Below are 12,269 nucleotides of genomic sequence, written 5' to 3' on the forward strand. Positions count from 1 at the left end.
GCTAAACCTCCTCGTCGTATTGCACATAATCTTTGCGCAGCGGATACCCTACCCAATCATCCGGCAACAGGATTCGACGTAAATCCTTATGTCCCGGGAAATGAATACCCAAAAGGTCAAAAGTCTCTCTTTCATTCCAATTTGCGCCATGCCAGAGGTCCATTACAGAAGCAACTTTTGACTCTTCTCTGCTCGTTTTGACCTTTACTGCCAAGCTTTGACGATTTTTGTAGGAATAAAAGTGGTAGTATACCTCCAGGCGATCCTCGTAATCGACACCGTGAAGATCGGACAGGTACTCAAAACTCAATTGCTCATCATCTCTTAAAAATTGGGCAACTTGATGCCAACGTTCATTTTGAATGGTGAGAGTTGGAACTTCCTTACCTAGCTCGTTAATATACGAAGCCTCGATGACTTCCTGTCCAAATGCTTCGGAAATTCGTGAAACGTATTTATCAAGATAGGGCTGGTTTTTGGAAGGCGCTTTCGGCGCTTCCTCTGCCGGGGTCTCATCCCCAGTTGCTTGCGTTGCTTTTGCCTTCGCTGCTGCTGCGGCGGCGGCTTTGGCTTTTGCGGCGGCGGCGGCCTTCGCCTTGGCATCGTCATCACCGGATTCATGGCCGCCTGCTTCACGAGCGGCTTTTGCCTTAGCAGCTGCTGCGGCGGCAGCCTTGGCTTTTGCGGCAGCGGCGGCCTTCGCCTTGGCATCCGCATCTGGAGAGGAATCAGCTGTATCTGCTCCATTTTCCGCGGCTTCTTTTGCTTCCTTCGCTGCTTTTGCCTTGGCTAGTGCTTCTGCGGCAGCCGCTTTCTTGGCTGCGGCTTTTTCTTCCGGCGTCATTTCCGACACTGGCTTTGCTGGCGATGGAGTAGCTTCCGCCTGTTCCTTCGCTGCTTTTGCCTTGGCAATCGCTTCAGCCGCTGCTGCTTTCTTGGCTGCAGCTTTTTCTTCCGGCGTCATTTCCGACACGGACTTTGCTGGCGATGGAGTAGCTTCCGCCTGTTCCTTCGCCGCTTTTGCCTTGGCAATCGCTTCAGCCGCTGCTGCTTTCTTGGCTGCGGCTTTTTCCTCAGGCGTCATTTCCGACACTGGTTTTGGTTTCGGTTCCGGAGCAGAGACTTCCTCTTGTGGCTCTTGCGATGCCTCCACTGGGCTCGCCTCTTGGGAAGCCTGCGCTTCCTGTTCTCTTAATTTTCGCAAAGCTTCCGCCTTGGCACGGGCTTCAGCGGCTGCCGCTGCCTTTTCCTCCGGCGTCGGCTTGCGTTTCTCGTCGCTCATAGATTGGTCACCTGCTTCCCAGTCTTCGCTTCGTAACGGATTTTTTCTTGGAGCTTATTGATTCCGTAGATCAAAGCGGCAGGGTTAGGCGGACAACCCGGAATATATACGTCGACAGGCACAATCTGGTCTACACCTTTTACAACGCTGTACGAGCGCACGTACGGACCTCCCGCTGTCGCACAGGAGCCCATGGCAATCACCCACTTTGGTTCAGGCATTTGATCATACAGCCTGCGTAGTAGTGGTGCCATCTTTTTCGTGACGGTTCCGGCTACGATCATGACATCAGATTGTCTTGGGGATGCTCGAAAAATAACGCCAAACCGGTCGAGGTCATAACGCGCCCCACCCGTTCCCATCATCTCGATTGCACAACAGGCCAAGCCAAAAGTTAATGGCCACAACGAGTTACTGCGAACCCATCCCTTCACTGTTTCCAATGTCGTGAACATGACGTTGCGATTCAATTCCTCTTGCAATTCAGGCGCAATGCTTGTCAGATCTAGTTCCATTCCAGCACCTTCTTTCTCCACGCGTAAATCAATCCTACGACGAGCAAGGATATAAAGATGACCATCTCAACTAAGGCAAAGAGCCCCAGTTCTTTGTAAGCGACGGCCCACGGATACAGAAAGAGTGTTTCTACATCAAAGATGACAAACATGAGGGCAAAGATGTAATACTTCACGTTGAAACGCACCCAACTGTCACCAACAGGAATGTTACCGCTTTCATAAGTAGTTTGCTTCTCCCGTGTCGGTTTCTTTGGACGAAGTAATGGACCAACAAAACTGACTGTAGCCACGGGCAACAGCACACCGAGAATCAAAAAGATCGCGACAATCACATAATTGTTGGTATAGATGTCACTCACCCACGTTCCCTCCGCTCTTGAGAAAGGTATGAATCGTCTTGCGCTGTCCTCCAGAAGAAGTCGAGACTCCCTCAAAAGGGTACTGCTCGCAGCATCAAAGGTGTAGGTATGAACGCTGTCGCTAAATGATACTGCTAGGGGTTGTTCAAAAGTCGGCTTTTGATCACGAAGTAGTCCTGAAAGCTGATTCGACATCGAAACTGGCGCTCACTTTCGAAGTCCGGTGCTCATGTAGGTCCCCTACACTCCGCTCCTCCATCTTCAGGTTCTCGCCACTTTCTCGATGCTGAAAAGACGTCTTTTGAACCAGTGTTGCTAGAAAAAAATACCTTTATCATTATAGCAAATTGCCAATAGGGTGTCTAACGAAAGCCTTCCTTTTGTGCCATATAAAGGGAAAAAACTCAGAGATTTCTCCCTGAGTTTTTCCAGCATAGTATGATGACCAAACGAATATGCTCGTCTGGCCCTGCTATTCTCTTAATTATTGAACATTGTTAGAAAATTGCTGTCCGAGGAAATCCTCGTAAATGCGCTCCCATACAATCGTGAAGTTCATCTTCTCGTCTTCTGGGATTTCCAGCATATTTTCAATCGCTTCTTCCATATATGGAGTCAGCTTGATCAGAACCTCTGCTAGCATTTGATCATTGGTGTTCAGCAATTGCTTCATTTCTGCTTTGGACATGCTGAACGTATTTTCTTCTTGCTCGTGCAGCTTCATCACGAGGCGGCTAAACATCGGATGAACCAATGCTTCCAGTTTAATATGAGCCAATGCAAGAGATTCTGCTTCACTCAGCTTGAACAACTCAGATGCATCTGGGAATGGATAAACCGGTACATCCCAAGCATCTCCATTATCGATCACCAGACCCCACTTCACGAAAAGCTCAATCGCTTCGTCAAGAGATGTCGGATATGCATATTCGGAACGACTCATGAATGCTTTGAATCTGTTCAAGAGGTTTACATAGCCTTTAAAATCCTCTTCAGACTTAAAGCCTTCTTGAACAGGCTCGGTGAATGTGCCTTTCAATGCATCGAACTCGTCCAGAGCTTTTCTCATCTCTTCTTTAGACTCATGCTTCGTTACCACATAGCACATTGCTTGGAAAAGAACATTCATTTCATGAGATAGCACGCTTGTCCAGCCATTAGCCGCAAAGCTGCTAGGAATCACTACGCCATCTTGATTGTGGCGGATATCGCGAACGGTTTGCATCAATTACACTCTCCTTTAATCCCAATAGCCAATGCCGCTTTTTCCCGCTGTTTATCATGATAACGTAGCTCGTCGGCAGGGCATTAGGTCTATTATACACAGAAACATTAGGCAATTACCAACTGGAAATATCATGCCCGATTTCCATGGCTCGTCATTCATTACCCTATAACCGAAAAATCCCCGCAGCCACATGGGCGCGGGGATATCAAGCTTACGCTTTACTTCGATACGTCGAGACGTGCCATCGCACGTTGCAGCGCGCGTTCTGCACGCTTGACGTCGAGCTCGGCATATTTCTCAGTCAAACGCTTTTCAGCACGCTCTCTCGCTGCCTTCGCGCGTTCAACATCGATGTCTCCCGGCAATTCAGCCGTTTCAGCAAGGATGGTCACTTTATCGCCGCGCACTTCCATGAAGCCTCCGCTTACAGCCATCCTTACTTCTTTATCGCCTTCTGTCTTAATCCGAACTGGCGCTGTTTTCAGCGGGGTTACCAACGGCATGTGGTTCGGCATAATACCAATTTCCCCTTGCAAACCGCGAGCAATCACCATTTCAGCCTGACCGCTGTAGACAACCCGTTCAGGAGTTACGACTTCAACTGTCATCTTACTCACTTACTCGTCTCCCCTTTCCAGGGTGTCTTACGCCATTTTCTTCGCTTTTTCTACCGCTTCTTCAATTGTACCTACGTACAAGAACGCGCCCTCTGGCAGGTGGTCATGCTTACCTTCGAGGATTTCCTTGAAGCTGCGAACAGTTTCCTTCAATGGCACGTATTGGCCTGGGTTACCAGTGAACTGCTCGGCAACGTGGAAGGACTGGGACAAGAAACGTTGAATGCGGCGTGCACGTCCAACTACTTGCTTGTCGTCGTCGCTCAACTCGTCCATACCGAGAATCGCGATGATATCTTGCAGTTCTTTGTAACGTTGCAGGATTTTTTGAACGCTACGAGCCACATCATAGTGTTCTTGTCCTACAATATCAGGAGCCAGAGCACGGGAAGTGGATGCGAGTGGGTCTACCGCAGGGAAGATACCCAGCTCAGCGATGGAACGCTCCAAGTTCGTTGTAGCGTCCAAGTGAGCAAACGTAGTAGCAGGAGCCGGGTCAGTGTAGTCATCCGCTGGTACGTAGATCGCTTGAATGGACGTTACGGAACCTTTTTTCGTAGAAGTAATACGCTCTTGCAGCTGACCCATTTCGGTAGCCAATGTTGGTTGGTAACCTACCGCAGATGGCATACGGCCCAAGAGAGCAGAAACTTCGGAACCCGCTTGTGTAAAGCGGAAGATGTTATCAACAAAGAGAAGAACGTCGCGGCCTTCTTCATCACGGAAGTATTCCGCCATAGTCAGACCAGTCAACGCTACACGAAGACGTGCACCAGGCGGTTCGTTCATCTGACCGAATACCATCGCGGTTTTCGGCAGTACGCCTGCGTCTTTCATTTCGTGGTACAGGTCGTTACCTTCACGGGTACGCTCACCTACACCAGCGAATACGGAAATACCACCGTGCTCTTGCGCGATGTTGTTGATCAGCTCTTGAATAGTAACGGTTTTACCTACACCCGCACCACCAAACAGACCGATCTTACCACCCTTGATGTACGGAGCCAAGAGGTCAATAACTTTGATACCTGTTTCCAGGATCTCAACAGTCGTTGCTTGGTCTACGAACTCAGGAGCTTTACGGTGAATTGGGTCACGACGATCTACTTGACCGAGTTCTTGCAGGTCGATCGGCTCACCCAATACGTTAAATACGCGTCCGAGGGTAATTGCACCCACTGGAACGGAGATAGCTGCACCGGTATCAACTGCTTCCATACCACGAACCAAACCGTCAGTGGAAGACATTGCAACGGTACGAACCAAGTTATCGCCCAAATGAGTAGCAACCTCAACAGTCAAGTCGATGTCGCGCTCACCGGCACTTTGTGCTTTATGTTGAATCTTGATCGCATTGTAAATGGCAGGCAGGTGTCCGCGGTCGAACTCGACGTCAACAACCGGACCCATTACCTGAACCACACGTCCATTCGCCATCTTACTTCTTCCCTCCTGTAAAGCTAAATTGGGAGCTATTCGCTGCCACTAAGCCTGTGCGTTTGCACCTGCAACGATCTCGGAAATCTCTTGTGTAATGGCTGCCTGACGAGCACGGTTGTAGCTCAACGTTAAACGGTTGATCATATCCGTAGCATTGTCTGTCGCGTTGCCCATTGCAGTCATACGGGAACCTTCTTCAGAAGCTTTTGCTTCGAGAAGTGCACTGTAAACCAGTGTTTCCGCATATTTCGGCAACAGGTCCGCCAATACTTCTTCCGAGGACGGCTCATACTCGTAATTGATTGCGCGCGCATTGTTGCTCTCGGGAGCTTCCAATGGCAGCAATTGTTTTACGGTAGGTATTTGCGAAATTGCACTTTGGAACTTGTTGTAGCACAGGTACAGTTCGTCAATCTGCTCGTTCTCGAACATTTGGACTGCTGCACCGGCAATTTTCTTGATATCAGCAAAGGCTGGGCTGGTTGGCAGACCTGTCACTTCATCCAAAAGCGGGTAGTTCCGTTTGCTGAAGAAGTCACGACCTTTGCGGCCAATCACAAAAATACCGTATTCATCCTTGGACTTGTGCTTCTCGTTAATGGTATTTACCACTTTACGGAGAATGTTGGCATTGTAACCCCCAGCAAGTCCACGGTCGGAAGTGATGACAATATAACCAGTCTTTTTCACAGGACGATTTTGCAACATTGGATGTTTGGAACCAGAAGTCCCACTCGCGATGCTTGCGATCACTTCTTGGATCTTGTCAGCATACGGGCGTGCCGCCTCAGCTTTATCCTGGTTACGGCGAAGCTTTGCAGCCGCCACCATTTTCATCGCTTTCGTGATTTGGCGCATATCTTTCTTACTTTTGATACTGCGTCGAATCTCACGTATTCCTTTAGCCACTCGTTTTCACCACCTTGAGGACGCATGCACGGGCAAATCGCCCGGCATGCATCTGATGTCTATCAGGTTAACGATTAGCGAGTTACCGAAAAGCCTTTTTTGAACTCTTCGATCGCTGCGTTGAATTCTTTTTCATCTGGAAGGTCTTTCGTTGTGCGGATGTGCTCCAACAGTTGCGGTTTGTTGGAATCCAAGAAAGACAACATCTCTTTCTCAAAACGGCGCACTTCTGCTACTGGAATGTCATCCAGGAAACCTCTTGTAGCGCTATAGATAGAAGCAACTTGCTTCTCAACAGGCATTGGATCGAATTGACCTTGTTTCATGATTTCCATCAAGCGCTCACCACGGGTCAAACGAGCTTGGGTCGCTTTGTCCAGATCGGAACCGAACTGAGCAAACGCAGCCAACTCACGGTATTGAGCCAACTCGAGCTTGAGTGGACCTGCTACCTTTTTCATCGCCTTGATTTGCGCGGAACCACCTACACGGGATACGGAAAGACCGGTGTTAACCGCTGGACGTTGACCTGCGTTGAACAAGTCTGTCTCCAGGAAGATCTGACCGTCCGTGATGGAGATCACGTTCGTTGGAATGTATGCGGAAATGTCACCCGCTTGGGTTTCGATGAATGGCAGAGCCGTAATGGAACCAGCGCCCAGATCATCAGACAGTTTCGCAGCGCGCTCCAGCAAGCGGGAGTGCAAGTAGAATACGTCACCAGGATATGCTTCGCGACCTGGAGGACGACGGAGCAAGAGGGACATTTCGCGGTATGCAGCAGCCTGTTTGGACAGGTCATCGTATACGCACAGAACGTGTCCGCCTTTGTACATGAAGTACTCAGCCATTGTTACACCTGTATATGGAGCCAGGTACAACATTGGAGCTGGGTCAGACGCAGTAGCAGAAACGATGATTGTGTATTCCAGAGCCCCTGCTTTACGCAGAGTTTCTACGATGTTTGCAACGGTAGATTGCTTTTGACCAATTGCAACGTAGATACAAATCATGTCTTTACCTTTTTGGTTGATGATCGTGTCGAGCGCCACTGCTGTTTTACCAGTTTGGCGGTCACCAATGATCAACTCACGCTGTCCACGACCAACTGGGATCATCGCGTCAATCGCTTTGATACCTGTTTGGAGTGGTTCGTGTACGGATTTACGTGCCATAACACCAGGAGCTGGGCTCTCGATTGGACGGAAACCGTTATTTGCAATAGGGCCTTGACCATCGATTGGTTGGCCCAATGGGTTTACAACGCGGCCGAGCAGCGCTTCCCCTACTGGAACTTCCATAACGCGGCCGGTACGTTTTACAGTATCGCCTTCCTTAATGTCGCGGAAAGGTCCCATAATAACGACACCCACGTTATCTTCTTCCAAGTTGAGTACCATACCCATTACGCCATTTTGGAACTCGAGAAGCTCCCCTTGCATGGCCTTTTCCAAACCGTGAACACGAGCAATACCGTCACCTACTTGGATGACTGTGCCAACATCCACAACTTCGATTTCAGATTTAAAGTTAGCGATCCGCTCTTTAATGAGGGAGCTAATCTCTTCTGGTCTGATTGCACTCACTTAATTCACCCCATTCATCCAACTTCTTAAAAGCCATCGAACTTTACGCTTTTTGCGCAAAGGTTTCCAACTTCGTTTTCAAGCTGCCATCGTACAGACGGTCGCCAATTTTGATAATAACGCCACCGAGAATCGCTGGATCTACGACTGCTGTCATACGCAGCTTTTTATTCAGCGTTTGTCCGAACTTCTCAGCCAGCTCATTTTGCTCTTCAGTAGAAAGCGGCTTTGCACTTGTCACAATCGCATCTGCAAATCCACGAGCTTCGTTCGCCAATTGTACAAAAGAACGGTAGATATCAACCAGATCAACTTCGCGTCCGTTCTCAATCAGGACGTTTAGAAAATTAAAGGCTTCTTCCCCTACATGGCTTTTGAACAATTCGTCAGCGAGCGTAGCTTTCGCATCTGCTGCGATGTGAGGGTGCAGCATGATCTTTTTCAGATCTTCATTTCCTTCAACCGCTTCCACGATTGCACCCAGGTCTGCTTCTACCTGATCAATCTTGCTACGTTCACTCGCTACTTCAAAGAGCGCACGAGCATAACGTTTTCCTACTGCGCTACTCATAGGCGATCTCCCACTTGTGCGAGAAATTTATCAACAGTAGACTTTTGAGCTGCTTCGTCCAGTTCCTTCTCGATGATCTTGGAAGCCAAGAGCACGGACAGGCTGGTCATTTGCTCACGCAGTTCGAGTTTTGCTTTTTCCACTTCACGTGCCAGTTCAGCGCTTGCTTCCGCTTTCATACGCTCGGATGCAGCTTGTGCTTCTGTCACGATTTTGGTTGCTTCATCAGACGCTTGCTTTGCAGCGCGGTCAATGATTGCTTTTGATTCTGCACGCGCTTCATCCAGCACGCGACGTTGCTCAGCTAGAAGAGCTTCCGCTTCAGTGCGGTTCTTCTCAGCCGAGGAGATTTGACTTTCGATATGCTGACGACGTTTTTCCATGATCCCTACGATCGGGCCCATAGCCAATTTACGAACAAGCAGCAACAACAACAAGAACACAATTGCCTGGGTTAACAGCGTTCCCCATTCCAGGGATACCGCTCCAAAGTCGAGCATTCGTTTCACTCCTTCCTGCGAAAAGAAAGATGTATATCAAGGTTATTAATTGTCTTTGTCAAAAATATAGGCGGGTATCAAGTGCCCGCCTATTGTTACTAAATGCTCGCTGATTACAGGCGACCGAAGAGAATGAAACCGATCGCTACAGCGATGATCGGAACTGCCTCTACCAGACCAAGACCCAGGAACATGAGACCCATCAGGCTACCACGTGCTTCTGGTTGACGAGCTACACCTTCAATTGTACGAGAGATTACCAAAGAGTTACCAATCGCTGCGCCAAGAGCAGCCAGACCAAATACGATACCAATTGCAAGAGCCAAACCTTCCATTGTTTAAAAACCTCCTTAGTGTTTAAAAAGCGAAGATAAAATCGGGTAAGCGCTAAATTAGTGATCTTCATTCACTTGCTGTGACAGGTAAACCATCGCCAGCGTTGTGAAAATGAATGCCTGTACGGAACCGACGAACACTGAGTAGCCCAGCCACAGGAACAGCGGAATGCTTCCGAAGATCCCTACACCCAGCAGGAAGGCGATCAAAACCTCACCCGCAAAGATGTTACCGAATAGACGCAAAGGCAGCGTCAACGGCTTGATGATGAACTCCTCAAGAATGTGAATCGGGTTCAGGAATGTATGTTTCAACCATCCGCTGAAGCTCTTCTTGATGCCCAGATAGTGAGCGTAGAGAAGAACGATGAACGCCAGAGCGAAAGTTACGCTAGGAGTCGCTGTTGGTGATTTCCACCACCCAATGACAACGCCATGCGAGGACGGATCGGTAGAGTTCAGCTCTTCTTCGAGCTTGGCCACCTTTTGTTGCTTCATTTGTTCATTCGTGGAAGCCGTCAACATGTCTTTAACCTTTTCACTTACTTGATGGTCAGGACCGTTGTGGTGAGCCGTGTTTACGTTAAATACGAGACCCAGTTGGTTTCCAAGGAAAATGTAAAGGAACAAAGTGAGTGCCAGCGAGACAAAGCCCGCAGCCTTCTTCGGTGTGATGTAGCTTTTTGTAATGCCGGTAACGAAGTCCACAATCCATTCCATCACGTTTTGCGCGCCGCTTGGAGTTGCGGAGGTCAGGTTGCGGGTCATCCCGATACACAGCAAAAGCACCACCAGAGAGGTAACCAAAATCATAAGAATAGTGGAGATGTCAAATACCATGCCCAACCATTCAAACCGCAGAGAATAATGCATGTATTTCACCCCTTTCTTCCGCGCGAATCTATTGCTTACGTACGTTGTAAAGAAAAAATATCTACTATCTATTTAAAGGAGCGATACACAAAAAGGAAACTGAGAATCTGAAAGAGGAATAAACCTATCAATACGCCAGCGATTCCAAATAAATGGGGAAAACGCATTGTCAAAAAGACTGCAAAGCCTGCCACAGCCAGTCGCTGCAGCATACCAGTCCCTTTTGGCCGGACGTTTGGATCAACAGCCATCTGACCAATGCGCCAGGTTTTGCTGAAGAGAACCGTGCCATTTACCAAGCTGCAAACCATCCCAAGCAGTAGACTTTGCAAAAAGAAACGATACGATGGCAACACCGCCCAGAGTATCGAGGCAATTGCCATACAGAAAAAGGCATAGCGAAAAGTGGATCGCATTGCCGAAGAAAACGTTTGCATGTTCCATCTCCCTAGAGGTAACCGCGAACGATGCGGTAGACGCTATACACGCCTATTCCTAATCCCGCGAGCAGCCCAACCATCAAAAAAAGCGGATTGGTAGAGAAAAGACTATCCAAGTATTTTCCCAGAAGGACTCCCGAAATCACGCAAACGGCCATATCGACACCGATCAGTGTGACCAATGTGATCGCTCGCCACGGATTATCCAATTTCGACACAGAGTAACATTCTCCTTTCATACATAAGGAGAGGGCTGGTGTCAAGTGCCCCTTTGCCCTCATTCATATTAACGAAGAATTATTCCCTTTGTCAACGTTAGGCTCAGTCTGTACACAAAGCGTTCACAATTTGAAATTTAAATTTTCTCGACAATTGTAGAGACGCCTTGTCCACCGCCGATGCAAAGTGTTGCTAACCCATATTTTGCCCCTTCGCGTTTTTGCAATTCATGCACTAGCGTGACCAATATTCTCGCTCCACTCGCACCAATTGGATGTCCCAAGGCGATGGCTCCGCCGTTGACATTCAGCTTCTCGCGATCAAAGCCTAGTGCTTTGCCAACAGACAGCGATTGAACAGCAAAAGCTTCATTTGCTTCGATCAAGTCAATGTCAGCAATCGACAGACCCGCTTTTTCCAGTACGCGTTTGGTCGCAGGAACTGGACCGTACCCCATGATGCTCGGATCAACACCTGCACTCGCATTGGCTACGATACGGGCAAGAGGCTTCACACCCAGCTCTTCTGCCTTCTCGCGTGTCATAATCAAGAGAGCTGCTGCTCCATCGTTGATACCAGATGCATTCCCGGCAGTCACAGTTCCATCCTTTTTAAATGCAGGCTTTAGTTTGCCTAGGGCTTCGGCTGTCACGCCAGCACGCGGGAATTCGTCTACGGCAAACAGCACCGGGTCACCCTTGCGCTGCGGGATGGGAACCGGCACGATTTCTTCTTGAAAACGACCACTAGTGAGCGCTTGCTGAGCCTTTTCCTGGCTCCACGCTGAAAATTCATCCTGCTCTTCGCGTCCGATTTCGTATTTGGTGCAAAGGTTCTCTGCTGTAATGCCCATGTGGTAGTCGTTGAAAGCACACCACAGCCCGTCGCGAATCATGGAGTCTACCACTTTCTGATCTCCCATGCGGTAGCCTGAACGCGCACCTTCCATTAAGTATGGTGCTTGACTCATATTTTCCATCCCACCAGCCAAGACAACCTCTGCCTCACCAGCTAGGATGGACTGAACGGCCAGATGAACGGCTTTTAGACCTGAACCACAAACTTTGTTAATTGTCAGGGAGGGAACTTCATGAGCAAGGCCCGCGTGAATAGAAGCCTGACGCGCCGGGTTTTGACCCAAGCCTGCTGACAGTACGTTCCCCATAATCACTTCATCGACCGCATCCTTGGAAACACCTGCACGCTCTAGCGCTGCTTCCAGTACAATTCCGCCCAGCTTTGTCGCGCTGACACCTGCAAGCGTTCCTTGAAAGCTACCTATAGCAGTGCGCACAGCACTCGCAATGACGATTTCTCTTTGACTCATCTTCCACACACCCCTCAAATACACAGGATAGGCAACCTTCTTAAGATTCCATCTTTTTATGATAA

At 48.9% G+C, this 12,269-nt stretch carries 15 protein-coding genes; all 15 read right to left on the reverse strand.

Annotation, left to right across the window (positions count from 1 at the left end):
* Position 1: 1 nt before the first annotated feature.
* The 15 genes from ODZ53_RS07315 to ODZ53_RS07385 all read right to left on the reverse strand — a co-directional run bounded on the left by ODZ53_RS07315 (position 2) and on the right by ODZ53_RS07385 (position 12,204).
* Positions 2 to 1,282 carry an NADH-quinone oxidoreductase subunit C gene (locus ODZ53_RS07315; RefSeq protein WP_372676499.1) on the reverse strand — a complete coding sequence of 427 codons (1,281 nt, stop codon included), beginning with the start codon at positions 1,280 to 1,282 and terminating at the stop codon, positions 2 to 4.
* The gene (locus ODZ53_RS07320; RefSeq protein ID WP_007725455.1) at positions 1,279 to 1,797 is read right to left on the reverse strand and encodes a NuoB/complex I 20 kDa subunit family protein; all 519 of its coding nucleotides are present in this window, start codon (positions 1,795 to 1,797) and stop codon (positions 1,279 to 1,281) included. Before ODZ53_RS07320 ends, ODZ53_RS07315 begins: the two co-directional genes overlap by 4 nt.
* Entirely contained in the window at positions 1,788 to 2,159 is a 372-nt protein-coding gene (locus tag ODZ53_RS07325; protein WP_015893615.1) for an NADH-quinone oxidoreductase subunit A, read from the reverse strand. Before ODZ53_RS07325 ends, ODZ53_RS07320 begins: the two co-directional genes overlap by 10 nt.
* 484 nt (positions 2,160 to 2,643) lie before the next feature.
* Positions 2,644 to 3,384: a DUF6042 family protein gene (locus ODZ53_RS07330; protein ID WP_016740193.1), complete on the reverse strand. Its 741-nt coding sequence runs from the start codon at positions 3,382 to 3,384 to the stop codon at positions 2,644 to 2,646.
* 221 nt (positions 3,385 to 3,605) lie between these two features.
* On the reverse strand, positions 3,606 to 4,004 hold the full coding sequence (locus ODZ53_RS07335) for a F0F1 ATP synthase subunit epsilon (protein WP_372676500.1): 399 nt from the start codon (positions 4,002 to 4,004) through the stop codon (positions 3,606 to 3,608).
* Positions 4,005 to 4,031: 27 nt separating this feature from the next.
* Positions 4,032 to 5,441, reverse strand: coding sequence for a F0F1 ATP synthase subunit beta (atpD, locus tag ODZ53_RS07340; RefSeq protein ID WP_015893618.1), 1,410 nt, complete (start codon positions 5,439 to 5,441; stop codon positions 4,032 to 4,034).
* A 48-nt stretch (positions 5,442 to 5,489) separates the two neighbouring features.
* Positions 5,490 to 6,353, reverse strand: a complete 864-nt coding sequence (gene atpG, locus ODZ53_RS07345) for an ATP synthase F1 subunit gamma (RefSeq protein ID WP_015893619.1) — start codon at positions 6,351 to 6,353, stop codon at positions 5,490 to 5,492.
* A gap of 74 nt (positions 6,354 to 6,427) precedes the next feature.
* Positions 6,428 to 7,939 (reverse strand): F0F1 ATP synthase subunit alpha, encoded by a 1,512-nt coding sequence (gene atpA / locus ODZ53_RS07350; RefSeq protein WP_015893620.1) that lies wholly within the window; start codon positions 7,937 to 7,939, stop codon positions 6,428 to 6,430.
* Positions 7,940 to 7,982: 43 nt separating this feature from the next.
* Positions 7,983 to 8,510: a F0F1 ATP synthase subunit delta gene (locus ODZ53_RS07355; RefSeq protein ID WP_015893621.1), complete on the reverse strand. Its 528-nt coding sequence runs from the start codon at positions 8,508 to 8,510 to the stop codon at positions 7,983 to 7,985.
* The gene (gene atpF, locus ODZ53_RS07360; protein ID WP_015893622.1) at positions 8,507 to 9,010 is read right to left on the reverse strand and encodes a F0F1 ATP synthase subunit B; all 504 of its coding nucleotides are present in this window, start codon (positions 9,008 to 9,010) and stop codon (positions 8,507 to 8,509) included. The genes ODZ53_RS07355 and atpF overlap by 4 nt, the downstream gene beginning before the upstream one ends.
* Positions 9,011 to 9,123: 113 nt before the next feature.
* Positions 9,124 to 9,345 (reverse strand): F0F1 ATP synthase subunit C, encoded by a 222-nt coding sequence (atpE, locus tag ODZ53_RS07365; RefSeq protein WP_015893623.1) that lies wholly within the window; start codon positions 9,343 to 9,345, stop codon positions 9,124 to 9,126.
* Positions 9,346 to 9,402: 57 nt separating this feature from the next.
* On the reverse strand, positions 9,403 to 10,218 hold the full coding sequence (gene atpB / locus ODZ53_RS07370; protein ID WP_087341741.1) for a F0F1 ATP synthase subunit A: 816 nt from the start codon (positions 10,216 to 10,218) through the stop codon (positions 9,403 to 9,405).
* A 68-nt stretch (positions 10,219 to 10,286) separates the two neighbouring features.
* A complete protein-coding gene (locus ODZ53_RS07375; protein ID WP_142497990.1) occupies positions 10,287 to 10,655 on the reverse strand; it encodes an ATP synthase subunit I in 369 nt (122 codons plus the stop codon).
* 11 nt (positions 10,656 to 10,666) lie between these two features.
* Positions 10,667 to 10,876, reverse strand: a complete 210-nt coding sequence (locus ODZ53_RS07380; protein WP_081437281.1) for an AtpZ/AtpI family protein — start codon at positions 10,874 to 10,876, stop codon at positions 10,667 to 10,669.
* 137 nt (positions 10,877 to 11,013) lie between these two features.
* The gene (locus ODZ53_RS07385; RefSeq protein WP_048035087.1) at positions 11,014 to 12,204 is read right to left on the reverse strand and encodes an acetyl-CoA C-acetyltransferase; all 1,191 of its coding nucleotides are present in this window, start codon (positions 12,202 to 12,204) and stop codon (positions 11,014 to 11,016) included.
* Positions 12,205 to 12,269 lie beyond the last annotated feature (65 nt).

Source organism: Brevibacillus sp. BD137, assembly GCF_041644655.1.
Taxonomy (GTDB): domain Bacteria; phylum Bacillota; class Bacilli; order Brevibacillales; family Brevibacillaceae; genus Brevibacillus; species Brevibacillus brevis_D.